19 protein-coding genes are annotated in these 25,461 nt (G+C 64.3%); 17 read left to right on the forward strand and 2 right to left on the reverse strand.

Annotated features, from left to right (window positions below; genetic code table 11):
• The first annotated feature begins 15 nt into the window (after nt 1-15).
• The 4 genes from AABQ55_RS06980 (at nt 16) to AABQ55_RS06995 (ending at nt 4,859) form a co-directional block, all read left to right on the forward strand.
• Complete coding sequence (locus AABQ55_RS06980; protein ID WP_244768052.1) at nt 16-990, forward strand: ABC transporter substrate-binding protein; 975 nt, start codon at nt 16-18, stop codon at nt 988-990.
• Between the two features lie 60 nt (nt 991-1,050).
• Nucleotides 1,051-2,661, forward strand: a complete 1,611-nt coding sequence (locus tag AABQ55_RS06985) for a phytoene desaturase family protein (RefSeq protein WP_272804507.1) — start codon at nt 1,051-1,053, stop codon at nt 2,659-2,661.
• Between the two features lie 11 nt (nt 2,662-2,672).
• On the forward strand, nt 2,673-2,966 hold the full coding sequence (locus tag AABQ55_RS06990) for a muconolactone Delta-isomerase (RefSeq protein ID WP_244768050.1): 294 nt from the start codon (nt 2,673-2,675) through the stop codon (nt 2,964-2,966).
• Nucleotides 2,967-3,038: 72 nt separating this feature from the next.
• Entirely contained in the window at nt 3,039-4,859 is a 1,821-nt protein-coding gene (locus AABQ55_RS06995; protein WP_272804508.1) for an ABC transporter ATP-binding protein, read from the forward strand.
• A gap of 260 nt (nt 4,860-5,119) precedes the next feature.
• On the opposite strand, the gene AABQ55_RS07000 is transcribed toward AABQ55_RS06995, so the two are convergent.
• On the reverse strand, nt 5,120-6,148 hold the full coding sequence (locus tag AABQ55_RS07000; RefSeq protein ID WP_244768048.1) for a LacI family DNA-binding transcriptional regulator: 1,029 nt from the start codon (nt 6,146-6,148) through the stop codon (nt 5,120-5,122).
• Nucleotides 6,149-6,309: 161 nt separating this feature from the next.
• Between AABQ55_RS07000 and AABQ55_RS07005 the strand changes: the two genes are divergently transcribed.
• The 13 genes from AABQ55_RS07005 (at nt 6,310) to AABQ55_RS07065 (ending at nt 24,041) form a co-directional block, all read left to right on the forward strand.
• A complete protein-coding gene (locus AABQ55_RS07005) occupies nt 6,310-8,025 on the forward strand; it encodes an IlvD/Edd family dehydratase (RefSeq protein ID WP_272804509.1) in 1,716 nt (571 codons plus the stop codon).
• Between the two features lie 63 nt (nt 8,026-8,088).
• Entirely contained in the window at nt 8,089-8,742 is a 654-nt protein-coding gene (locus tag AABQ55_RS07010; protein ID WP_272804510.1) for an RraA family protein, read from the forward strand.
• Nucleotides 8,743-8,832: 90 nt separating this feature from the next.
• A complete protein-coding gene (locus tag AABQ55_RS07015; protein WP_272804511.1) occupies nt 8,833-9,930 on the forward strand; it encodes a substrate-binding domain-containing protein in 1,098 nt (365 codons plus the stop codon).
• A gap of 11 nt (nt 9,931-9,941) precedes the next feature.
• The gene (locus AABQ55_RS07020; RefSeq protein ID WP_272804512.1) at nt 9,942-11,012 is read left to right on the forward strand and encodes an ABC transporter ATP-binding protein; all 1,071 of its coding nucleotides are present in this window, start codon (nt 9,942-9,944) and stop codon (nt 11,010-11,012) included.
• Nucleotides 11,005-12,711 (forward strand): ABC transporter permease subunit, encoded by a 1,707-nt coding sequence (locus tag AABQ55_RS07025; RefSeq protein WP_272804513.1) that lies wholly within the window; start codon nt 11,005-11,007, stop codon nt 12,709-12,711. The genes AABQ55_RS07020 and AABQ55_RS07025 overlap by 8 nt, the downstream gene beginning before the upstream one ends.
• Nucleotides 12,708-13,796, forward strand: a complete 1,089-nt coding sequence (locus AABQ55_RS07030) for an aldose epimerase family protein (protein WP_272804514.1) — start codon at nt 12,708-12,710, stop codon at nt 13,794-13,796. Before AABQ55_RS07025 ends, AABQ55_RS07030 begins: the two co-directional genes overlap by 4 nt.
• Nucleotides 13,793-15,493, forward strand: a complete 1,701-nt coding sequence (locus AABQ55_RS07035) for a phytoene desaturase family protein (protein ID WP_272804515.1) — start codon at nt 13,793-13,795, stop codon at nt 15,491-15,493. Before AABQ55_RS07030 ends, AABQ55_RS07035 begins: the two co-directional genes overlap by 4 nt.
• Before the next feature lie 49 nt (nt 15,494-15,542).
• Nucleotides 15,543-16,325, forward strand: a complete 783-nt coding sequence (locus tag AABQ55_RS07040; protein WP_244768040.1) for an SDR family NAD(P)-dependent oxidoreductase — start codon at nt 15,543-15,545, stop codon at nt 16,323-16,325.
• Nucleotides 16,326-16,367: 42 nt separating this feature from the next.
• Nucleotides 16,368-17,021 carry an HAD family hydrolase gene (locus tag AABQ55_RS07045; RefSeq protein ID WP_272804516.1) on the forward strand — a complete coding sequence of 218 codons (654 nt, stop codon included), beginning with the start codon at nt 16,368-16,370 and terminating at the stop codon, nt 17,019-17,021.
• Nucleotides 17,022-17,272: 251 nt separating this feature from the next.
• Nucleotides 17,273-18,502 carry a putative DNA modification/repair radical SAM protein gene (locus AABQ55_RS07050; protein WP_272804517.1) on the forward strand — a complete coding sequence of 410 codons (1,230 nt, stop codon included), beginning with the start codon at nt 17,273-17,275 and terminating at the stop codon, nt 18,500-18,502.
• The gene (locus AABQ55_RS07055) at nt 18,502-19,956 is read left to right on the forward strand and encodes a UdgX family uracil-DNA binding protein (RefSeq protein ID WP_272804518.1); all 1,455 of its coding nucleotides are present in this window, start codon (nt 18,502-18,504) and stop codon (nt 19,954-19,956) included. The genes AABQ55_RS07050 and AABQ55_RS07055 overlap by 1 nt, the downstream gene beginning before the upstream one ends.
• Nucleotides 19,957-20,218: 262 nt before the next feature.
• Nucleotides 20,219-21,982: an ABC transporter ATP-binding protein gene (locus AABQ55_RS07060; protein WP_272804519.1), complete on the forward strand. Its 1,764-nt coding sequence runs from the start codon at nt 20,219-20,221 to the stop codon at nt 21,980-21,982.
• 445 nt (nt 21,983-22,427) lie between these two features.
• Nucleotides 22,428-24,041: an FGGY-family carbohydrate kinase gene (locus AABQ55_RS07065; protein WP_272804520.1), complete on the forward strand. Its 1,614-nt coding sequence runs from the start codon at nt 22,428-22,430 to the stop codon at nt 24,039-24,041.
• Nucleotides 24,042-24,221: 180 nt separating this feature from the next.
• Here the strand turns inward: AABQ55_RS07065 and AABQ55_RS07070 are convergent, their stop codons facing one another.
• On the reverse strand, nt 24,222-25,460 hold the full coding sequence (locus AABQ55_RS07070; RefSeq protein ID WP_272804521.1) for a saccharopine dehydrogenase family protein: 1,239 nt from the start codon (nt 25,458-25,460) through the stop codon (nt 24,222-24,224).
• Between the last annotated feature and the right edge of the window lies 1 nt (nt 25,461).

The raw sequence follows: 25,461 nt of genomic DNA on the forward strand, positions 1-25,461 counted from the left end.
GGAAAGGAACCGGACATGAGACATTTCAAGCAGACGGGCGGCACGCTCCTCGCCCTTGCCCTGATGAGCACGACGGCCCTTGCTGCCGACAGCATCCGCCTGCGCCTCGACTGGAGCTGGTGGGCCGGACAGACGCCGATGATCCTCGCCAAGGAGAAGGGTTTTTACGACGAGGTCGATCTCGACGTGGAGATCGCACAGGGGCAGGGGTCGAAGACCACGACCATGGTGGTCGGGGAAAATGCCGATCCGATCGGCCATGCCAACCTTTCCACCGTCGCCCAGTCGGTCTCCGCGGGCGTGCCGATCACCGCCGTCGCCGGCTGGTGGCAGCAGGGCCCGATCTCGCTGATCTGCACCGACCCGTCCATCAAGACGCCGGCCGATGTCAAGGGCAAGCGCATCGGCTCCACGCCGACCGGTTCCGACGGCCAGATCCTGCCCGCCTTCCTCAAGGCCAACGGCCTCGAACTGACCGACATCTCGCTCGTCAACATGCCCGGCGACGCGAAGTTCGCCGGCATTGCCTCCGGCCAGCTCGATTGCATCAGCGGCGACGATTATTTCTACGCCCCGCAGCTCAAGGCGCAGGGCAAGGAGGTCTCGGTCCTGAAATATGCCGATTGGGGCGTAACCAATCTCGGCTTCGGCATCGTCGTCAACAACGATTACCTGGCGCAGAATCCCGACATCGTGAAGCGCTTCCTCGCCGCGACGCGGAAGGGCATGGAGTACACGTTCGCCCACAAGGACGAAGCCGTCGGGATCTTCCTCAAGGTCTCCGGCAACACCCAGCCGGCCGAGTTCCACCGTAGCGTGCTCGAGGCCTACGAGGCCTCGCTCCACACCAGGCACAGCGAGGGCAAGCCGCTCGGCTGGATGGCCGAGGCGGACTGGGAGGCGATGAACGAGACGCTCGCCGAATTCGGCTCGATGCTCGGCAAGAAGGAGGCGACCGCCTACTTCTCCAACGACCAGCTGCCGCAGTAGCCCCGCCATGAACGCGGGCGGTTCGGCCGCCCCCACTTTCGCAAGCAAAATGGAAATCGCATGTCGAACATTGCCGATATATCGACTGGCACATACGACGCCATCGTCGTGGGGGGAGGGCACAACGGTCTCGTTGCGACCGCCTATCTCGCCAAGGCCGGGCTGCGGCCGCTGCTGATCGAGGCGCGGCCGACGCTCGGAGGCCCCTGCGGAACCTTCGAGTTCCTGCCGGGCTACCGCTGCGCCTTCACCAATTCGCCCGGCAGTTTCGAGCCGCGCTTCATCGCCGAGCTGCAGCTGGAGCATTTCGGCCTGAAGTTCATTCGCACCGACCCGACCGTCGTCCACCCGTTTCCGCGCGGCGCCTTCATCGGCTGGCGCGACAGGGGCCGGCTGGCGGCGCAGTTCGACGCCTATGCGCCGGGCGAGGCGGAGCGCTATTTCGGCCTCCTGTCAGATCTGGAGGAACTCGGACGGCATCTGGGTGCGTCGATGTTCGCGCCCTCTCCCGATCTGGTCCATGCCGCCCGCGACGTGCCAGGCCATCTCGCCGGCCTTTTCGACCGCGTGATGTGCGGCAGCCTGCGCCAGCTGCTCGACGAGCGGCTGAAATCGGAGGAAACCAAGGCGTTGCTCGGCATGCTGGCGCTCAACGCGACGCTGACCCCGCCGTCTGCGCCCGGCTCGGCCGTGGGCCTGATGATGCGGCCGATCTCGCTCGCCTCCTATGCGGCGCTGGACGACGACGATCCACGGCGTGCAGCGCTTCGCGGCTCCACCGGCCTTCCGGTCGGCGGCATGGGCGCCATCATCGACGCGCTCGAAGCCTGTTGCCTTGCGCATGGCGCGACCATCCTCAAGGATGCACCGATCGAGCGGATCCTGCATGCCGCGGGTAGGGCCCGGGGTGTCGTCACTGTCAAGGGCGATGAATTCCTGGCACCGGTCGTGCTGTCGGCGATCAACCCCAGGCCCCTCTTCGGCAAGATGCTCGACGACGAGGCCGTGGGCGCCGACGTCAGGCGCGAGATCGCCGCCGTGCCGATGCGGGGCTCCGCTTTCAAGCTGGTGCTGGCGCTCGACGGGGTGCCCCGCTATGCCGGCCTGCCGGCGGATGTCGACCCGGCGCAGGCGGCGCAGGTGCAGTTCCGCATCGCGCCCTCGCTCGACTATATCGAGCGGGCGATTGCGGACGGATTGGCCGGCAGGCTGGCGGAGCGTCCGATCATGTGGGGCCTCATTCCATCGGTGACCTCGCCGGACATGGCGCCGGCGGGCTGCCATCTCCTCAGCGTCAACGCCTGGCATGCACCCTATGCGCTTGCGGAAGGCAGCTGGCCGGAGGCGGGCGAGCGTTTCGCCGACATCTGCATAGACGCGCTTGCCAACTACATGCCGGACCTGCGCCGGCGCCTCATCGGGCTTCGCTACTTCAATCCCGTCGAAATCGAGGACGAGCTGGGTCTCGTCCAGTCGAACATCACGCATGGCGACATGCTGCCGAATGCACTTTTCGGTGCGCGCCCGCACCGCAAGGCGCACGATTATCGCACGCCGCTTTCCGGGCTTTACCTCTCGGGCGGCGGCACCTGGCCGGGTGGCTATGTCACCGGCATCCCCGGCTACAACGCCGCAAACACCATCATCAAGGATCTGGACGTCACATCATGAGGGAACATGCAATGGAATTTCTGGTCAACATCAAGCTGCGCTGGTCTGACGACATGGATCCGGAATTGAAGGCGAAGGTGATCCGCGACGAGCGCGCCCACGCCGCCGAGCTGATCAAGGAGGGGCACCTGGTGCGCATGTGGCGTGTGCCCTGCCGCTTCGAGAACTGGGGTCTGTGGCGCGCAGCGGATGCAACGCAGCTGCACGAGATCATTACCAGCCTGCCGGCCAACCCCTGGATGTACGATATCGACGTGCTTCCGCTGGCCAAGCATCCGGTCGATCCGATCCATACCGCCGCCTAGCGCAGTTCGGTTTGCCGCATTGTCCGACCGCCGAAGCGATTTGGCTTCGGCCGCTCCAGAAGGGAAAACAGGATGGACATACCTTCCGCCCAGCCGCCGGTTCTGTCCGTCAGCGATCTCACGACTGCGTTCCGGTCGGGCGACCAGTGGAAGCCCGTCGTCCGCAACCTCTCCTTCTCGATTGCCCCGCGTGAGACAGTGGCGATCGTCGGCGAGTCCGGATCCGGCAAGAGCGTGACGTCCCTGTCGATCATGCGGCTGCTTCCGAAACATTCGAGCCGGATCGAAGGCAAGGTTTCGCTCGGCGGGCGCGACCTGCTGACGCTCGGCGAGGAGGAGATGCGCAAGGTCCGCGGCAACGACATCTCGATGATCTTCCAGGAGCCGATGACCTCGCTCAACCCGATCTTCCCGATCGGCAAGCAGATCGCTGAAGCGATCACCTGCCATCGCGCCCTCTCCCGGGGCGAGGCGCGGGCAGAGGTGACGCGGCTTCTGGAAAAGGTGCGCATTCCGAACGCCAAGGGCCGGTTCGACGACTATCCGCACCAGTTCTCCGGCGGCATGCGCCAGCGCGTGATGATCGCCATGGCGCTCGCCTCGAAACCAAAGCTCCTGATTGCGGACGAGCCGACGACGGCACTTGACGTGACGATCCAGGGCCAAATCCTCGACCTCATCAAGACGCTGCAGGAAGAGGAGGGCATGGCGGTGCTCTTCATCACACATGACATGGGCGTGGTGGCCGAAGTCGCCGACCGGACGATCGTGATGTTCCGCGGCGATGCGGTGGAAACGGGCGCGACCGGGGATATCTTCAGCCGCGGAAGGCATCCCTATACGCGGGCGCTGCTCTCGGCGGTTCCGCGTCTCGGCTCGATGGCGGGACGGCCCCGGCCCATGCGCTTCCCGGTGATCGACATCGTGACCGGCGAAACGCGCCAGGCGGAAAGCGAGGGGCCTGTGCCCGTTGCCGGTGAGCGACCCGTTCTGGAGGTGAAGAACCTGACGACGCGCTTCGACATCCGCTCGGGCCTCTTCGGTCGCAAGAGCGGTGCGGTGCATGCGGTCGAGAACGTGTCCTTCGACCTGAAAGCCGGTGAGACGCTGTCGCTTGTCGGTGAATCCGGCTGCGGCAAGTCGACGACGGGGCGCTCGATCATACGGCTGGTCGAGCCGACGGGCGGGGCGGTCTCGCTCAGCGGGCATGATGTGATGGGCCTCGACGGCCGGTCGCTGCACAAGATGCGGCGCAATATCCAGATGGTGTTCCAAGATCCGTTCGCCAGCCTTGATCCACGCATGACGGTGGGGGCGGCGGTGATGGAACCGTTCATCGAGCATGGCCTCGGCACCAAGCAGCAGGCGCGGGACAAGGCGGCCGACCTCCTGCGGCGGGTCGGGCTCGGCCCGGAGATGATGCGGCGCTTCCCGCACGAATTCTCCGGCGGCCAGCGGCAGCGCATCGCGATCGCGCGGTCGCTGATACTCGATCCGAAGGTGATCATCGCCGACGAGGCGGTCTCGGCGCTCGACGTGTCGGTCAAGGCGCAGGTGTGCAACCTCCTCCTCGACCTCCAGCAGAGCTTCAACCTCGCCTATCTGTTCATCAGCCATGACATGGCCGTCGTGGAGCGGGTCAGCCACCGGGTGGCGGTGATGTATCTCGGCGAGATCGTCGAGATCGGCCCGCGACGGGAGGTGTTCGAAAACCCGCAGCATCCCTATACGAAGAAGCTGATGGCTGCCGTCCCGATACCCGACCCCGCCCGGCGCACCCTCCGGCGATGCCTTTCCGGCGACGAGACGAGAAGCCCTGTCCGCCCCCTTGGCTATAACCCGCCCAGGCGCAGCTACCATGAGGTCTCGGAGCGGCATTTCGTTCAGGTTTAGTCTGGGTGCGGGAATGCACGTAACCGCGATCTCAAGTTGCTGATGGATGCTGCTGGATGAACCGGGGCGGCAGACAATATATCGCGCCGGCCGACCATCGGCCTCATGGAGCTGGCCATGGAAGCCGCCTTGCCCGGGCGGGGTCTGAGGGAACGCAGCCAGGCGAATGCCCACTTTGCTGGCGGCCGCCGCATCCAAGCTGTGCTTTGCAACTTGTGCATCGATGCCGGCCGCGAGGCCAGCCATTGCGGGGGTTGCCGTCAGGCGCAGGTATCGCCTGGCAGGAACTCGACGTTCAGCACTTTGCCGCCTGGGAAACTTCCCTTGGTAATCCGCTTCAACAGCGCCGCCGCCGCCGCCTCGCCGATTTCATAGGCAGGCGAGCGCATGGAGGTCAGGAGCGGCATCGAATATTCGCGGAAGGCGAATCCGTTGAAGCCGGTGATCATCAGATCCTTCTTGATGGAGAAGCCGAGCTGAAGCGCCGCCTGCGTGGCGGCAATGCCGAACAGGTCGTTGCCGCCCATGACGAAATCCGGCGGGTTGGCCGACAGCCGCGTCTTCACCTGGCTCACGACGGCCTGGAAGTTGATTTCCGTGCAGATCATGGTTTCGACATCGGCGCGTCCGGCCGCTGCCTTGCGGGCCCCGAGCTCGCGTTGCGCCATGGCCGGCCAGAAATGGTCCGGGCGCATGAACAGGATCTTGCGGGCGCCATTCGAAAGCCCAAGCTCGGCCAGCTGAAATGCGCCTTCCTCGTTCGTCTGGCGTACGAAACTGGCATCCGCCAGGCTGTCGTTCGCCTCGTCGCCGATGAGGAGCATGGGCAGGCCGAGCGCGGCGAGCTTGGTATAGACAGCGTCGCGCTGAGCGGTGTCGCCGAAGATGTAGACGGCAAGGGCATCCAGCTGCGAAATGCGCGGCAGCTTGTTTTCGAGATCCTTCGAATTCTGCGCCCCGAAGATCAGCAGGCCGTAACCGTTCTGCGCGAGCTTGTTGCTCATGCCGGCCGCGACCTCGGTGTTGAAGGGGTCGTTGAGGAAGCGCCGCTCCGGATGCAGCATGACCAGGCCGATCGCAAAGTCTTTCGCCAGCCGCAGGCCGCGGCCGCGCAGATGCGGCACATATTTCAGGTCTTTGATCTTTTCCTTGACGAGAAGCCGGATTTCATCGCTGACGCGGGCGGTCTTTCCGTTCACGACGTTGGACACGGTCATGATGGAAACGCCGGCGGCGTCGGCGACGTCCCGAAGGGTTGCGCGTCCCTGACCCTGTTGATTTTTCTTCATGATCATCGCCTGCACATATTCGGTCCGATCGCTGGCGGCAACAATACAACTCAACTCGATGTTTACAATCTCGCCCGCCGGAACGAGAACAATCTGGCCTGTTGACAGGAAATAGGTTTAACGTTAAATCTAAATCCAACAGAGGCGTGGAGGCGCATGTCGTGGAGCGCAAGCAGAGACTGAGAAGCCAGGATTGGTTCGGCAGCGGCGGGAAGGATGGTTTCATCCATCGCAGCTCGATGAAGATGCAGGGACTGCCCGATCATGTCTTCGATGGCCGGCCGGTCATCGGCATCTGCAACACCTGGTCGGAGTTCAATCCGTGCAATGCGGGCCTGAAGGGCCTCGCTGAGGCCGTCAAGCGCGGCATCTGGGAGGCGGGTGGCCTGCCGCTGGAGTTTCCGGTCGGCTCGCTCGGGGAGGACCAGATGCGCCCGACCGCCATGCTGTTTCGCAACCTGCTCGCCATGCAGGTGGAGGAGTCGATCCGCGCCCATGGAATGGACGGTGTCGTTCTGCTCGCCGGCTGCGACAAGACCACGCCGGCCCAGTTGATGGGGGCTGCCAGCGTCGATCTGCCGACCATCATGATCTCGGCCGGACCGGCACTCAGCGGCAATTTCCGGGGCAGGACGATCGCCTCGGGCACGGATGTCTGGAAGTTCTCCGAAGAGGTGCGGGCTGGCACGATGTCCATGAAGGACTTCGTTGCGGCTGAAAGCGGAATGAGCCGCTCCGTCGGCGTCTGCAACACTATGGGCACGGCATCGACAATGGCCTCGCTGGTCGAGGTTATGGGCGTGGCACTGCCGATGAATTCGGCCTATCCCGCGGTCGATGCGCGCCGCTTCGCGCTCGCGCACCTCACCGGCAACCGCATCGTTGCGATGGTGCGCGAGGATCTCCGGCTCTCGAAGATCCTGACAAGGGCGAGTTTCGAGAATGCGATCCTTGCGAATGCGGCGCTGGGTGGTTCGACCAACGCGATCGTCCATCTGCTTGCAATTGCTGGAAGAATTGGCGCCGACCTGAAGTTGGACGATTTCAACCTCGGCTCCGAGGTGCCGCTGCTCGTCAACTGCCTTCCGTCGGGCAAGCACTTGATGGAAGAGTTCTGCAATGCCGGTGGCGTGCCGGCGGTTCTCGCGCAGATCAAGGGCATGCTGCGCGATGCGCTGACGGTGGAGGGGCGCTCGGTCGTCGAGGTCGCCGCCGAGGGCGAGTGCTTCAATGACGACGTGATCCGCGCGCTGGACAATCCGGTTCGGCCAAAAGCCGGCATCCGCGTGCTGCGGGGAAACATCGCGCCCGATGGCGCGGTCATCAAGCCTTCGGCGGCGACGGAATCTCTTCTCGTGCACGAGGGGGAGGCCTATGTGTTTTCCTCCGTCGAGGAGATGAAGACGAAGATCGACGATCCCGACCTGCCGGTCACGGCCGATACGGTGCTGGTGCTCCAGGGCTGCGGGCCGAGGGGATATCCCGGCATGGCTGAGGTCGGGAACATGCCGATCCCGGCGCGACTGGTGCGCGAAGGCGTGCGCGACATGCTGAGAATTTCCGACGCGCGCATGTCGGGCACCGCCTTCGGCGCCGTCGTCCTGCATGTCTCGCCGGAAACCTCGGTGGGCGGACCGCTCGCTCTGGTGAAGACCGGCGACCGCATCCGGATGAATGCCTATGAAGGAACGCTGGAGCTTCTGGTCTCCCGAGACGAGCTTGAGAAACGCGCGGAGGCATGGGTGCAGCCTCGAACGGTCACCCCGCGCGGCTTTGTGAAACTCTACCAGGATCATGTGATGCAGGCCCATACGGGTGCCGACCTGGATTTTCTCGTCGGCGCCAGCGGCGACGCTGTCGTCAGGGAGGCGCATTAGCCGGACGTCCCTTTTGGCACTATTTCCGGCTTCAAGGTTTATCGTTAAAGTAAGGAACAAGCGATGCAGTTCGAAACTTACGCAAAGCAGCTCTACACCGGCGTGCTGTCCGACGTGATGGACAGTCTCGGCCGGACCAGCCAGGCGATGCGGCCATTCATCCGCCCCGTCGACGATGCATCGGTCCTGATGGGCCGTGCGCGGACCGGCCTTTACGCGACCGTCTACGGCAGGCGCGACAACGACAACCCCTACGAACTCGAAATGGAGCTTGTGGACAGCCTGACGAAGGACGATGTCGCCGTGCTCGCCTGCAATGGCCCGACCGAGCGCATCGCTCCCTGGGGGGAGCTTCTGTCGACAGCGGCCAAGATGCGGGGCGCCAACGGGTGCGTGACGGATGGTCTCGTGCGCGACACCAAGCACATCAAGCACCTCGGATTTCCGGTGTTCCACGGCGGCATCGGCCCGCTCGACAGCATCGGCCGCGCAAAGATGATTGAGCATGACACGGAAATCATCTGCGCGGGTGTGACCGTCCGCTCCGGCGACATCGTGTTCGCCGACATCGATGGTGTCGTTGTCATTCCGCAGGAGATCGAGCAGCAGGTGCTCGATCTCGCCATGACCAAGGCCACGAGCGAGAACAATTCCAGGAACGAACTCCTGGAGGGCAGGCTGTTGCGCGAAGTCTACGAAAAATACGGCGTTTTGTAAGTCATCGAAAGGGAGCGGCCGATAAGAGCCGAAGGCGAAGCCGTCGCCGGAAATTGCTCCCCCGCTAACCGACCAGAGAGGATTAAAAGCATGGGCAACTACCAATTTGACCGCCGAACCTTCCTGAAGAGCGCCGCGGGTCTCGGCGCTCTGGTGACACTGCCGGGCCTTGCGAAGCGGGCTTTCGCCGACCAGGGTGAGATCACCCTTCTGACGTGGGAAACCTATCAGGACGACCCGTGGATTGCCGAGTACACGGAAAAAACCGGCGTGAAAATCAAGGCCGTCCGCTCCGGATCGATCGACGAGATGTTCGCGACCGTCCAATCGGGCGCCATTTCGCCCGATGTCATCTATTTCGACACGGGCACGGCCAATCGCTTCAAGAACTCGGGCCTGATCGCGCCCTTCGACGCCTCCCAGGTCCCCAACAGGTCGAACATCGCCTCGTCGATGGACTGGGAGGCGAAGGCCACGATCGACGGCACCCTCTACGCCCTGCCCTACAACTGGGGCAACCAGCCGCTGATGTACAACGCCGATGCCACCGGCGGCGAGCCGCAGAGCTGGGACGCGCTCTGGGATCCGAAATACGCCGGCAAGGTCAACCTGTTCGACGACGGCTACGTCGTCATGCAGATGATCGCGCTCAAGATCAAGGCGGCCGATCCGTTCAACCTGACGGACGAGGAGTTCGAGGCGTGCGCGGATGCGCTGCGCACCCTGCGGCCCCAGGTCAACACCATCGCCCGCGGCTTCGACGATGCCCTGACGATCTATGCGGCGGGCGACGCGGTGATCGGCTACTGCCAGAACATCTCGATCGTCAACAAGCTGAAGTCGCTCGGCAAGAACTTCGCCTATACCTTCCCGCAGGAAGGCACGCCCACCTGGCTCGACTGCGCCGTCCTGACCGAGCGGGGCCGCAGGAAGGAGGTGTACGATTTCATCAACGAGACGCTGACGCCGGCCTGGCAGGCACGCTTCATCAGCACCAACAGCAACAACGGCGTTCTCAGCCCCGAGGCGGCCGCAAAGGCCGGCGTCTCGCCGGAGGCCCTGGCGAATACGAACATTCTTGACCAGACGGAGGACGGCTTCTGGAGCAAGATGGTCATATCGAAGCTGCCGGAGGACATCGACCGCCGCGTGGCGATGTGGAACGACTTCAAAGCCGGCACCCTGTGAGGACACGTTCGATGAGCCCAGTCAACGCTTCCGGGCCGTTCCTGCGGCTTTCAGGCCTGTCATTGTCGTTCGGTGCGTACAAGGCGCTGCACGACTTGTCCCTGGACATCGGGGAGGGGGAGTTCTTCTCCCTCCTCGGCCCCTCCGGCTGCGGCAAGACGACGACGCTACGGCTGATCGCGGGCTTCGAGGCGCCGGATCGGGGCAACATATGGCTGGCAGGCGACGACATCACGACGTTGCCGCCAAACCTGCGGGATACCAACACGGTCTTCCAGTCATACGCCCTCTTCCCGCACATGACCGTGCGGGAGAACGTTGCCTATCCGCTCCGCATGAAGGGCGTTGCGAAGGCGGAGATCGCAACGCGCGTCGATGATGCGATCGCCAAGGTCAATCTCGGCGCCTTTGCCGAGCGCCTGCCGCATGAGATGTCCGGTGGCCAGCGGCAGCGCGCCGCGCTCGCCCGGGCCATCGTCGGCCGCCCGAAGATCCTGCTGCTGGATGAGCCGCTGGGTGCGCTCGATCTCAAGCTGCGCGAGCAGATGCAGCACGTCCTCGTCGACCTGCAGAAGTCGCTCGGCATCACCTTCATCTACGTCACCCACGACCAGGGCGAGGCCCTGTCCATGTCCGACCGCATCGCCGTGATGAGCGGCGGGCTGATCCAGCAGATCGGCACGCCGGAGGAGATCTACTACAGGCCGGCCAACGCCTTCGTTGCCGACTTCATCGGAAAGTCGAACAGGATTTCCGCTTCGCCGAATCCGGGGGATGCTGCATCCTTGCGGTTCGGGCCGGTCGACATTCCCCGCAGCCGCGTGGCGGGCAGGGCGCAGCCGAGCGCCGTCGCCCTGCGCTTCGAAGCGCTCGACGTGCAGCCGGAAGGCCGTTGCGACGTGACCTTCGACGCAAGGATCGCTCGGGTCATGTTCCTCGGCAGCGTCATCGAGGTCGTCATGGAAAGCGGCGGCCAGATGCTGACGAGCCATGTTCCCTCCCGCAAGGGGCTCGCTCTCAAGGTCGGTGACACCGTGCCGGTGGGCCTGCTCTTCGACGACGTGGTGTATCTCGATGACTAGGTCCCCCGAAAAACTCGCCAAGCTGGTCTCCTCCGCCTCGCCGGGGCTGATCTACCTCTGGCTGCTGGCGCTCGTCGTCGCCCCCAACCTCGTCCTCTTCGGAACCAGCTTCTTCAAGGCGTCGGCGGGTCTGGTGACGGACGAGGTGACGCTGAGGAACTATGCGGCCGTGTTCCAGTCGAGGACCGTGCTCGTCCTCGTGATGCGGACGCTGGTCACCGCCTTCGTCGCCGCCGCGCTCGCCTCGCTCGTCGCCTATCCGCTGGCATTCTACGTCAGCCGCTACATGCGCGGGATGAAGCAGGTCGCCGTCATGCTGGTTGTCATCCCGCTCTGGATCTCGCTGCTGATGCGCGTGTTCGCCTGGCGCGTCATCCTTGGCGAAAACGGCGCGATCAACTCGCTGCTCGTCACGCTCGGCATCCTGTCCGAGCCGTCCGACGCGTTCCTCTATACGCGGTTTGCCGTCGTCCTCACGCTTGCATACATGGCCATTCCCTATGTGTTCGTCTCCTCCTTCACGGCCCTGGAGCGTGTTCCGGAAAGCCTGCTGGAAGCAAGCCGGGATGCGGGCGCGAACCGGTTCCAGACGTTCAGGAACGTCGTCTGGCCGCTCTCCAGGCAGGGGCTTGCGATCGGCTTTTCCCTCGCCTTCCTGCTGGCCGTCGGGGATTATGTCAGTCCGTCCATGGTCGGCGGCCTCAACGGCACGATGCTCGGCATGGTCATCGCATCGCAGTTCGGCATGGCCGGGAACTGGCCGCTGGGCGCCGCGCAGGCTGTCATCCTCATGCTCGCGGTCGCCCTCATCCTCGCCGTCATCGGCTATCTCGGCCGCTCGAAGGGGATCATCCAGGCCGTGGATTCGGGCACGGGTGCGACGCTGAAGCGCGCGGCCACGCTGCGGGGGCGTATCGGCCAGATCCTGCTGAAGCTGGCCGTCACGCTGCCCTATCTGTTCCTCTATGCGCCCCTGGTGGTCACGCTCGTCTTCTCCTTCAACGACAGCCGTGTCCAGACATTCCCGCTGACGGGTTTCACGCTCCAGTGGTATCGGGAACTGTGGACGAACACCGCCCTCATCGAGGCGTTCCAGCGCACGCTTTTCGTAGCCGTCCTGTCGACGGCGGCCGGCACGGTCATCGGCGTCGCTTTCGCTCTCATCCTCGCCTATCGTGTCCGGGCCTTCGGCAACGTGCTGCAGCTTGCCCTGGCGGTCCCCGTCGCGATACCCGGCATCGTGCTCGGGATCTCGCTGGCCATCGTGGCGCAGTTCTCGGGCCTGCCGCAGGGGCTGCCGCGGGTGATCGTCGGGCATCTGAGCTTCGTCATGCCGGTCATCATGCTGATCGTGCTGACGCGCCTGAGGGCGCTCGACCCGAGCTTCGTCGAGGCATCGCTCGATCTCGGCGCCACGCGGATGAAAACGTTGCTGCATGTCCTGCTGCCGATGATCCGCTCGGCCATCATCGGCGGCGCCATGCTCGGCTTCACGCTTTCCGTCGACGAGGTCATCGTGACGCTGTTCCTGACGGGCACCGAGCCGACGCTTCCGGTCTATGTCTGGAACCAGATGCGGTTCGGCTTCACGCCCTCCATCAACGCCATTTTCACCCTGATCGGATTGATCTCGGTCGCCTTCGTTCTCTGCGGGCTCTGGGTCATCAATCGCACCAATGCAAGGACACTGCGAGCATGAACACCACCGCCAGGAAACAAGAAGCCGATGCCGCCGAAGTGTTCGGCATCTACGAAGGGCAGGAAATCCTCGCCGTCACCATCGCCAACGGCAACGGCCTCAGGGCGAAGCTGATCACCTTCGGCGCCCGGCTGACGGAGCTATACGTTCCCGATCGTAACGGCGATCTCGCCGACGTGGTCCTCGGCTTCGACACGATCGACGAATACGCGGCGACGGACACCTATTTCGGCGCGACTTGCGGCCGGTACGGCAACCGTATCGAGGGCGGCCGGTTCGTGCTTGACGGCGTCGAGCACCACCTCAACGTCAACGAGGGCGCCAATCACCTGCATGGCGGCGTCCAGGGCTTCGATCGCAAGGTCTGGGACATCGAGACAGTCACGGCGGACAGCGTCGTCTTCAGGACGACATCCGAGGACGGCGAAATGGGCTTTCCCGGCAAGTCGAACCTGCGGGCGACCTATACACTCACAGCGGACAACACGCTGCGCATCGTCATGGAGGCCGACACGACCAAGGCGACGCTGATGAACATGGTGCACCATTCCTATTTCAACCTCGCCGGCCAGGGCTCCGGCGACGTGCTGCGCCACGACGTCAGGATATCGAGCCGCTTCTATACGCCGGTCGACGACGAGCTTCTCGCGACAGGGGAGATCCTGCGCGTCAGGGGCACGCCGTTCGATTTCACCGAATTCAAGGCCATCGGCGCCGATATAGACAGGCTGCCCTCCGTCGGTGCGACGATTTTCGAAGCTGGCGGCGGATATGACCACAACTGGTGCCTCGACGGTGGCCCGGGTCTGCGCAGGTGCATCGACGTGCACGAGCCTGTCTCCGGCCGGCGGATGACCATGCATACGACGGAGCCGGGCGTGCAGTTCTACACCGCCGGCTACCTGTCGGACAAGGTGATGGGCAAGAAGGGCAAGCGCCTGTGCAAGTATGGCGGCTTTACCCTCGAGACCCAGAAATATCCGGGCTCGCCGAACTTCTCCCACTTCCCGTCCTGCCGTCTCGATCCCGGCGAAACGTACCGGCATGAAATGGTCTTCTCCTTTGGAACGGATGCTGCGTCATGACCACGAGATATGATGTCGTCATTGTTGGCGGAGGCCATAACGGCCTCGTTGCGGCCAACTATCTCGCGCGGGCCGGAAAATCCGTTTGCGTGCTGGAGGCACGCCATGTGGTCGGAGGTGCCTGCGTCTCCGAGGAACTGGTGCCGGGCGCGACATGGTCGTCCTGCTCGTTCATCCAGGGCATGCTGCGGCAGGAGGTCATCGACGATCTCGAACTGGCAAGGTTCGGCTTGCGATCGCTCTCACCGGAAGTCCAGGGCGTCGCGCTCTGGGAAGACGGCGACCACTTCATGCTCCACCATGATGTAGACGAGACATTGAAGTCGATCGGCCGGCACTCGCCGGATGACGCGCGTCGGTTCTTCGAGTTCGGCTCGAGGCTGAAGCGGTTTGCCGATATCTCACGCGACTGGCTGCTGTCTGATCCGCCGACCCGCTCGGAAGTGTTCGGGCGCTTCGAACGTCTGGGCGAGACTGAGCTTCTCAACGAGTTCATGGTCGTGTCGGCCCAGGATCTGCTCGACCGGTATTTCGTCTCGCCCCGGCTCAAGGCCTACATGACCTTCCTTGCCATGGTCTCGACCTGGGGCGGGCCGCAGACGCCGACGACGGCGCATGTCTACGGATACCATGCCTTCGGACAGTTCGAGAACGTATTCGGGCGGTGGGGCATTCCGGTCGGCGGCATGGGCTCGATCACCGCCGCGCTCCGCAAGGGTGCGGAAGCGTTCGGGGCCGTGGTGCGCACCTCCGCGCCCGTCGCGGAAATCCTCGTGCGTGGCGGCCGGGCGGCGGGCGTTCGCCTTGTCGGCGGCGACGTTGTCAACGCCGATATCGTCATGTCGAACGCCGCACCGACGGTCGCCCTCGGCAGGCTGGTCCCGGCCGGGGCGATGAAGGAGGAATGGCGCAGGGAAGCGCTCCGCACCGACGTGCGGGGCTCCATGGCCCGCATCCACGTGCTGCTCGATACGCTGCCGCACTATAATGGCTTCGAGCCCGGCCTCGGGCCGCAGCATCTCGGCCACACGATCCTCAACGCATCAGCCGAGAACTACGAAGCTGCGGCGGAAGCCCAGCGGCGCGGGCGGTTTCCTGATGATTTCGTCATCGAAGGCCTCATCCATTCCGCGACCGATCCCAGCGTCTGCAAGCCGGGGCAGCACACGCTGCTGCTCGGTGTCCAGCAATTGCCGTTCCATCTGGAGAAGGGCGACTGGGACGACCACAAGGAAGCCTGGACCGACCGCGTCATGGAGACCCTCTACCGGTTTGCGCCGAACCTTCGCGGTCATGTCATCGGCCGAAATACGGTGTCGCCTCTCGATCTCGAGCGTACCTACGGCCTGCCCGGCGGCAACATCTTCCAGCGTTCCATCGTGGGCCTCGAAAACCTGTTCTCGGAGCGCAAGGCGCCGGGCGGGGACGGATACCGCACGGCGGTGGAAGGCCTCTATCTCTGCGGTTCCGGCGCGCATCCAGGTGGTGGCGTGACGGGGGCTCCCGGCCACAATGCGGCCAGGCGGGTGCTCGCCGACATGTCCGGCGATCTTGCCCCGGTGCGGCGCCATACGGAGCTCAGCAAGAGCCTGATGGATCGTGTCCTGGAAACGGGCGTCGGCAAGGATCTCGGTTACCAGGTCGCCCAAAGCAAGCTTCTGCGCGGCGTCACGCGCCTCTTCGCCAAATCGAAATGACAACAGGGGCGCCAAGGCGCCATCGTACCGATCAGTCAAAGGACACAAGATGAACTACGATCTCATGGAAGGGCGCGCAAGCTACCCTAGTCTCAAGGACAAGCATGTCTTCATCACCGGCGGTGCATCGGGCATCGGCAGGTCGCTTGTGGAGCATTTCGTCGATCAGGGGTCTGTCGTCACCTTCGTCGATTTGAACGACGATGCAGCGGCGGACGTGATCAAGGGCTGCGTCGCCCGCGGTGGCCGTCCGCCGGTCTACCAGTATCTCAACCTGCGCAATGTCGAGGCCCTCGAGGCCTTCATCACGAAGAGCGGCGTCGAGCGCGGGCCGATCAGCGTTCTTGTCAACAATGCGGGCAATGACGACCGTCACCAGCTTTCCGAGGTAACGTCGGAATATTTCGACGATCGCATAGCGGTGAACCTGCGGCACCAGGTGTTCGCGGCCAAGGCCGTCGTTTCGCAGATGAAAGGGCTGGGTGGCGGCTCGATCATCAATCTCTCCTCCATAACCTGGATGGAGGCGGATGGCGACGGCGTGTGCTACGTCACGGCAAAGGCCGCGGTGCACGGAATGACGCGTGCACTGGCGCGCGAGCTCGGCCCGGACAATATCCGCGTCAACTCCATCGCTCCGGGCTGGATCATGACCGAACGGCAGGTGGACCTGTGGCTCACGCCCGAGGGCGAAAAGCAGATCGATGCGCGGCAGGTTCTTCCCGGCCGGATCTATCCGCCGGAAATCGCACGCATGGCCCTGTTCCTGGCCTCCGACGACAGCCGGATGATCTCGAAGCAGTCCTTCATCGTCGATGCGGGCTGGATCTGATCCGCAGGCGCCTTGGCGGCGGCTGGCCAGGAGATGTTTGGCGTGAAGACAAGATACCGATCGATCATCTACGATTTCGATGGCGTCATCCTTGATACGGTGACCGCCAAGGTCGATGCGTTCGCACATGTCTACCGCGACGAGGATCCTGCGAAGATCGCCGCCATCAGGGCCTATGCCGAAGCCAATGGCGGCATGTCACGCTACGAGAAGTTCCGATACTTCGAGGGGACCGTCTTCCACCGGCCGCTCTCGGAGGCCCGGCTCGGCGAGCTCTGCGCGCAATATCGCGCGGCCGTGGAGGCTGCCGTCGCATCGGCGCGCTTTATCGATGGCGCGCTGGAAGGAATAACGCGCCTTCACGGCATCGCGGCCCAGCATGTCGTTTCCGCCGCCCCCGAAGACGAGCTTCGGAGCGCTTTGGCCGAGCGCGGGATTTGCAACCGGTTCAAGTCGATCGGTGGTGCGCCGAAATCCAAGCTCTCCGAATTTCGCCGGATACTCGGCGAGGATGCCGTCGAGGCGGAGGAGGTTCTCGCCATCGGCGATTCCCTCATGGAATATCACGCCGCAGTGGACCTCGGCATTCCATTCCTGGCGATCGTCGCCCCCGGCGTGCCGGACAGGTTCCCGGACGGCGTTCAAAGGGAAGGCAACCTCTTGAACCTCGTCACGCTCATCAACGGACAGGGATAACCGCATTGTCCGGCATGATGAAGGGGACGAGGACGAAATCATCGAGATCGGGACCGTCGCTTTCAGCGTCTACGGGGGTGGAATCGCCCGGGTCGCTGCTGTCCACCTTTGCTCACGTAGTCAAAATTTCGGCATCTGAGGCGTGGGCAGGCCGGGCTGCATGGGGCGCTTTGCATTCGTGTTCCTCGGCGCCGTCGCCGGGCTGTGGGAGAGCTGTTGACAGCGTGAAACGGAACATATAGTGAACATTTATGAAGAAATCGCTACAGGATCGTTTGGCCATCCTGGCGGATGCCGCCAAATACGACGCGTCATGCGCCTCCAGCGGGACAGAGAAACGGGATTCGCTCAGGTCCAACGGCCTTGGCTCCACGGAAGGCGCGGGGATCTGCCATGCATATGCGCCCGATGGGCGGTGTATTTCACTTCTGAAGATCCTGCTCACCAATTTCTGCATCTTCGACTGCGCCTATTGCATCAACCGGTCCTCAAGCAATGTGGAGCGTGCGCGTTTCACGCCGGACGAGGTGGTCTGGCTGACGCTGGAATTCTATCGGCGCAATTATATCGAAGGGCTTTTCCTGTCGTCCGGGATCATCCGCTCGTCGGATCATACGATGGGCGAGATGGTCCGCGTGGCGCGGGACCTGCGCACGGTGCACGGCTTCCGTGGTTATATTCACCTCAAGTCGATCCCCGATGCCGCTCCGGAGCTGATCGAGGAGGCGGGACTCTATGCGGACCGCCTGTCGCTCAACATCGAACTGCCGACGGACGCGGGCATCGGGCGTCTTGCGCCCGAGAAGCGGCCGGACGGCATTCGTCGTGCGATGGGCGATTTGCGCCGCAAGATCGAGGCGGCGGACGAGCCGACCTTGCAGACCAGGCGCCGCAAGCGTTTCGTGCCGGGCGGGCAGAGCACACAGATGATCGTTGGCGCCGATGGAGCCGACGATGCGACGATCCTGAGGACCAGCGCCCGGCTCTACGGCAGCTACGGCCTGAAACGTGTCTATTATTCCGCCTTCAGCCCTATTCCCGATGCCTCCCGCGCGCTGCCGCTCATCAAGCCGCCGCTGGTGCGCGAACATCGGCTCTATCAGGCTGACTGGCTTTATCGCTTCTACGGTTTCGGCGTGGACGAGATCACGGCATCGACAGGCGGCATGCTCGATCTGGACATGGACCCCAAGCTTGCCTGGGCGCTAACCCACCGCCAGACCTTTCCTGTGAACGTCAACCGTGCGGAGCGCGAAACCCTGTTGCGGGTACCGGGGTTCGGCCTGAAGACGGTGGATGCGATCCTGTCCAGCCGCCGCTTTCGCCGCCTGCGGTTGGAGGATCTGGCACGGCTCGGCGTTTCCCTGCGCAAGGTGCGCGCCTTCATCGAGGCGGAGGGATGGACACCCCGGCGTCTTGCCGACCGTGCAGACCTCAAGACGCTCTTTGCCCCGAAACCGGAACAGCTTTCGCTGCTCTGATGCACACGATCCCCCTGCTCGGCCGCGGTGATTTTTCCGAATGGCGGGATGCGGCGCGGGCGCTGGCGGCTGCCGGTATTTCGCCGCGCGACGTGGACTGGCGCATCCAGGGCGATATAGGCCTCTTCGAGGCGAGCGCCCCACCCGGCCTGCCGGCGCCCGATGCCGCCGCGCCGGCGGTCATCGTGCCGCCGGCCTTCCTGCCGCTCGCCGAAGCCGTCGCGTGCCACACCGAGCCGGGGCGCTTTCATCTGCTTTATCGGCTGCTCTGGCGGCTGCAATCTGACCGTCGCCTGCTGGAGCTGACGTCGGACAAGGATGTCGCCTGGGCGCGGCTTCTGGCCAGGAACGTCGCGCGCGACAGCCACAAGATGACGGCCTTCGTCCGCTTCAAGGAGATCGCAGGGGAGGCCGGAGGCCGCCGGCGGTTCTTCGCCTGGTTCGAGCCGACGCATTTCGTCGTCGCCCGAACCGCGCCGTTCTTCCGCCGCCGCTTTGCCGATATGGACTGGATCATCGCCACGCCGAAGGGCACGGCGAGCTGGGACGGCGAAACCCTGATCGCCGACACGCGGCCGGGCGATGATCCCGGGCACGGCGACCCGACGGACGAGCTCTGGCGCACCTATTATGCCAGCATCTTCAATCCCGCGCGGCTCAAGATCAGGGCCATGCAGGCGGAGATGCCGAAGAAATACTGGCGCAACCTGCCGGAAGCCGCGCTGATCCCCGAACTGATCGCCAATGCGGAGGCCAATGTGCGCGCGATGGCCGAACGCGCCGCCAGCGATCCGCCGGCCTTTCACTATCGGCTGAAGGAAGCCGCGCAGGCCATCGCCGAACCGGGATTGGCGGAAGCCGGCACGCTGGAGGCATTGCGCGCGGAGGCCCGCCATTGCACGCGCTGCCCGTTGCATTGCAGCGCCACGCAGACCGTCTTCGGAGAAGGGCCGCAGGATGCGCGCCTCATGATGGTCGGCGAGCAGCCGGGTGATCAGGAAGACCTGAGCGGCCGCCCGTTCGTCGGCCCGGCGGGAAGGGTGTTCGACGCGGCGCTGAAGGAAGCCGGCATTGCCCGCGATACGCTCTATCTGACCAATGCGGTCAAACACTTCAAATATGAGCCGCGTGGCAAGCGCCGCATTCACCAGAAGCCAAACCAGGGTGAGATCCAACATTGCCGCTGGTGGCTGACCAGAGAGGTGGAACTCGTGAAGCCGAAGCTGATCGTGGCGCTCGGTGCGACCGCGATCTATGCGCTGAGCGGCGAGCGCACGCCGCTGAGCCAGCTTCGCAGCAGGCCGATCGCCATGCAGGGCAATGTCGTCCTGTACCCGACCATCCATCCGTCCTTCCTGCTGCGCCTGCCGGACAAGGCGGAGCGCCGACGCCAGCATGCCCTCTTTGTTGAGGACTTGCGGTCGGTTCGAGCGCTTGCGTCCAGTGCAGGATGACGGGTTTTCCGCCAATCGATGTGGTTGCTTGTGCCTGACAGGCCTCCGTGGTCTCAGGCCTCAGCAACCGGATGGGGACCCCCCGCGGCACACGCCGCATCCCTCAAGAGCGGCCTTTCCGCACGAGCCCTCTTGCCGAAAGCCGCGTGGGCGCGGCAAATGCGCGCCGGTCGGCGAAAAATCGCATTGAACGTGGTAGAAGCGGCGCCGTCGATCGTCTTATCTCATGAACACAATGCCAATACCGAAAGCGCGCCTGCCGATGTCTGCCCTTCTGAAGCGTTTTGCGTCCTACTATCGCCCGCACCGCGGCCTGTTCGCGCTGGACTTCTCCTCGGCGGTCGTCGCCGGCCTCCTGGAGCTCGCCTTTCCCGTCGCCGTGACGCTGTTCATCGACCGCCTGCTGCCGACCGGCCGCCTCGACCTCGTCGCGCTCGCCGCCCTCGGCCTCTTCCTCATCTACCTCGTCAATGCCGGCCTGCAGGTCATCGTCACCTACTGGGGCCACATGCTCGGGGTGCGCATCGAGGCGGAGATGCGCCGCAAGGCCTTCGACCACCTGCAGAAGCTCTCCTTCGGCTTCTTCGACAACCAGAAGACCGGCCATCTCGTGGCCCGGCTGACCAAGGATCTCGAGGAGATCGGCGAGGTCGCCCATCACGGGCCGGAAGACCTCTTCATCGCCGTCATGACGCTGATCGGCGCCTTCGCCCTGATGCTGTGGGTGCATGTGCCGCTTGCGCTCATCACCGCCGTCATCGTGCCGCTGACGGGCTTCGTCACCACCCATTACGGCGCGCGCATGACCACGACCTGGCATGCGCTCTACGGCCGCGTCGCCGATTTCAACGCCCGCATCGAGGAGAATGTCGGCGGCATCCGCGTCGTGCAGGCCTTCGCCAACGAGGACCACGAGCGCCAGCTGTTTGCCGAGAGCAACCGGAACTACCTCGTCACCAAGCTCCAGGCTTACAAGGTGATGGCGGCCTCCATGTCGCTCTCCTACCTTTCCATGCGCTTCGTGCAGGTGGTGGTGATGCTGGCCGGCGCCTGGTTCGTGACGCGCGGCGAGCTTTCGGCCGGCGGCTTCGTCGGCTTCCTGCTCCTGGTCGGCGTGTTCTTCCGGCCGATCGACAAGATCAACGCGATCATCGAGACCTATCCCAAGGGCATCGCCGGCTTCACGCGCTACACACAGTTCCTCGACACGGAGCCGGACATCCGGGACCGCGAGGATGCCAGGGATGTCGGACGCCTTGCCGGCGATATCGAATATCGCGCCGTCAGCTTCGGCTATGGTGCCGACCGGCCGGTCTTCGGCGGGCTGAACGTCTCGATCGGGGCGGGCGAGACGATCGCCTTCGTCGGCCCGTCCGGCGCCGGCAAGACGACGATCTGCTCGCTGCTGCCGCGCTTCTACGAGGTCGCATCGGGCGCGATCACCATAGACGGCATCGACATCCGCGACATGACGCTGCGGTCGCTGCGCTCGAACATCGGCATCGTGCAGCAGGACGTGTTCCTGTTCGCCGGCACGATCCGCGAGAACATCGCCTATGGAAGGCTGGAGGCCAGCGAGGCGGAGATTCTCGATGCGGCGCGCCGGGCGCGCCTCGACGACGTGATCGCCAACCTCGCCGACGGTCTCGACACGGTCGTCGGCGAGCGCGGCGTCAAGCTCTCGGGCGGGCAGAAGCAGCGCCTCGCCATCGCCCGCATCTTCCTGAAGAACCCGCCGATCCTCATCCTCGACGAGGCGACCTCGGCGCTCGACATGCAGACGGAGCGGGCGATCCAGCAGTCGCTCGCCGAGCTCTCGGCCGGCCGTACCACGCTGGTCATCGCCCATCGCCTGGCCACCATCGCCAATGCCGACCGCATCCTCGTCGTCGACGACGGCCGCATCGTCGAGCAGGGAAGCCACAGCGACCTCATCGAGCGACGCGACGGACGATACCGCAACCTCCACGCCGCGCAGACGCAGACCGAGGGCTCCTCCCTCCATTTCATGAAAGGCAAACGGTAGGGCGGCGCCCCGGTTCCGCCCGGCTTGATGCTCGAAGCCGGCCTCCGATGCCTGGGCTGTGGGGGTCGAACCCGCATTGTCCAGCGCAGCGTGGTCGATGGCCGAATGTCCCGTTTTCTTCTGCTCTCATCGCAAGTCCATGGGTGAACGCCCGGGACAAGGTCGGGATTCAGCCCTTTTCCAAACTTATGTAAAATAACATACATAAGTTGATTGACTTATGGATACTGGTGTTGAATTTATTCACCAAGGGAGAAGGGCGCGACGCGTAGGCGACGGCGCTTGGAAGAGACGGGTGGATGAAAATGCCTGAGACAAGCACGCCGGTTCAGCCGGAAGACGGCGCAAACGCGATTCAGGCGCTTTCGATGGATGCCGTCGAGCCCGCCGTGGCCGCAACGGTGCGCAGTCTCCCCGCTGGCGTCGGCAGGAAAAGGTTGACGGTATGAGCCGCAGCTATGTGATCGGGCTGGACTATGGTTCGGAATCCGCGCGCGGGGTCATCCTCGATGCAGTGACCGGCGAGCAGATCGACAGCCATGTCCACGCCTATCGTCACGGCATCCTGACCGGCGCGCTTCCCGGCGGAGTGGTGCTGCCGCGGGGATGGGCCTTGCAGAATGCCGCGGACTATGTCGAGGCGGCAGAGGAGATCCTCGGCCGTCTCGGGCGGAACCGGAGGGTGCTGTCGATCGGCGTCGGCTTCACGGCGAGTTCGCCGATGCCGGCGACGGGCGAGGGTGCCGCGCTATCGGATATCCACCCGAACGATCCGCATGCCTATGTCAAATTGTGGAAACACGGCGCCGCGCAACCCTATGCCGACGCGATCAACCGGAAGGGGGGCGGCTTCCTCGACAATTTCGGCGGCAAGCTGTCCGGGGAATGGCTGCTTCCCAAGGCCGCGCAGATCGCGCAGGAAGCCCCCCACATCTGGGAGGCGGCGGCCCGCTTCATGGAAGGCGGGGATTGGCTGGTCTGGCAGCTCTGCGGAACGGAGGCGCGCAGCCTCGGCCTTGCGGCCTACAAGGCGCAGTATTCGCGCGTCTCCGGCTATCCGAAAGGCATCGTGCCGGGGCTTGAGGGCAAGCTGTCGCAACCGCTTCCCGTTGGGTCGGCGGCCGGCAGCCTCTTGCCCGCCTGGCATGCGCGTACGGGCATCGAGGGGCCTACGACCATCGCGGTCGCGGTCATCGACTCGCATGTCGTTCTGCCGGCCATCGGCGCCGTTTCGTCCGGATGCTTCGTCGGCGCGCTCGGCACGTCGGCGGCCTATCTCTATCTCGGCGCGGACTATCGCCCCCTGCCTGCGGGCATCGAAGGCGTGGCTATCGACGGCGCCGTGCGGGATCTCTGGTGCTACGAGGCCGGGCAGGCCAGCTTCGGCGACATGCTCGCCTGGTTCGTCAAGGCCTTCCCGCGGGGCGGCAGCGTGGAGGAGAGTTTCGCGCTCTACAACGCGGCTGCGTCGAGGTTGCCGGCCGGGAGCAACCATCTGATCGCGCTCGACTGGTGGAACGGAAACCGTGTGCCGCTTGCCGATTCCATGCTGAGCGGCCTGTTGCTCGGCCTGACGGTTCATTCGACCGCCGACGGCATCTACCGCGCGCTGCTCGAAGCGCTCTGCTTCGGCGCGCGAACCGTTCTGGATCTCTATCGGGCGGCGGAATTCACGGTCGATCGTGTCCTGATGACCAGCGGCCTGGCGAAGAAGAACCCCCTTCTGGTGCAGATCATGGCCGACGTCATGGAGTGCGCGATCGAGGTTCCGCAGATCGCCAACGCGACGGCCGTCGGCGCGGCCATCCACGGCGCGGTCGCGGCCGGGCTCGTCGGCACCTATCGCGACGGCGCTACGCGCTTCGGCGCCCGGGAGTTCCAGACCTACCGTCCCCGACCGGAGACCGCGGAGCCCTACCGCGCGCTTTATGCCCAGTACCGGACGCTCTGCGCGAATGCGTCGCTGCGGCGCGTGATGAGGGATCTTGGCGAGCTGGCCGCGGCGCCCGGCGAGGTCAGCCTGCCCCCGCAGCCGCGTGACGGCGGGTCTGTAGCCTGACCGACGTATGTCGACGGCGAATGGGCATCCGTCTTGTCGGAGAGGAATGACCGTGAAGGCGGTGAGTGCGCTGTCCGCTTTTTATGGCAGCGTCCGGCTAGATCGAAGTCGCCTTCAGGCCCGAAGTGACCTGCGGCGCATGGGACGGCCGCACGCGGGGCGCGGCCGTCCTTTCAAGGTTTAGAAGCTGACGGCGCGGTCGCCGTCCTCGTCCTGGATGCGGGTCGGCAGGCCGATCCGGTTCAGCAGGCTGATGAAGGGCTTCGGCGGCAGTTCTTCCACGTTGGCCATCTTCTTCACGTCCCATTCGCCGGTGGCCACGAGCATCGCGGCGGCGACCGGCGGCACGCCGGCGGTATACGAGATGCCCTGCGAGCCGACTTCCTCATAGGCTTCCTTGTGGTCGGCCACGTTGTAGATGAAGACGGTCTTCTCCTTGCTGTCCTTCAGGCCCTTCACATAGTCGCCGATGCAGGTCTTGCCTTCATAGCCGGGGGCGAGCGACGCCGGATCCGGCAGCACGGCCTTGACGACCTTGAGCGGCACGACTTCGAGGCCCTCGGCGGTCTTGACCGGCTGCTCGGAGAGAAGGCCGAGGTTCTTCAGCACGGTGAAGACATTGATGTAGTGGTCGCCAAAGCCCATCCAGAAGCGCACATTGGCGCCGTCCATGTTCTTGGCCAGCGAATGCACCTCGTCATGGCCGCAGAGATAGGCGCGGCGCGTGCCGACGACCGGCAGGTCGTAATCCTTGCCGATCTCGAACATCTTGTTGGTCTGCCACGCGCCGTTCTGCCAGGAGTAGACGACGCCGGTGAATTCGCGGAAGTTGATTTCCGGGTCGAAGTTCGTGGCGAAGTACTTGCCGTGGCTGCCGGCATTGATGTCGACGATGTCGACGTCCGTCACCTTGTCGAGATATTCGTCCTTGGCGAGCTTGGCATAGGCGTTGACGACGCCCGGATCGAAGCCGGCGCCGAGGATGGCGGTGATGCCCTTCTCCTCGCATTCGGCCGCGCGCTTCCACTCGTAGTTGCCATACCACGGTGGGGTCTCGCAGATCTTGCCCGGCTCCTCGTGGATCGCGGTGTCGATATAGGCGACGCCCGTATCCATGCAGGCGCGCAGCACCGACATGTTAAGGAAGGCGGTGCCGACATTGATGACGATCTCGGACCTGGTGGAAGTGATCAGCGCCTTGGTCGCTTCGATATCGAGGGCGTCGAGCGCATGGCCTTCGAGCACGCCGGCCTGTTTCATCGCCTTCTTCTCATGGACCGACGCGATGATCTTGTCGCACTTCGCCTTGGTGCGCGACGCGATATGGATGTCGCCGAGCACGTCGTTGTTCTGGGCGCATTTGTGCGCCACGACCTGTGCGACGCCGCCGGCGCCGATGATGAGCACGTTCTTCTTCATT

Origin of the sequence: Shinella sp. WSD5-1 (genome assembly GCF_963942435.1) — a bacterium.
GTDB classification, from domain to species: Bacteria; Pseudomonadota; Alphaproteobacteria; order Rhizobiales; family Rhizobiaceae; genus Shinella; species Shinella yambaruensis.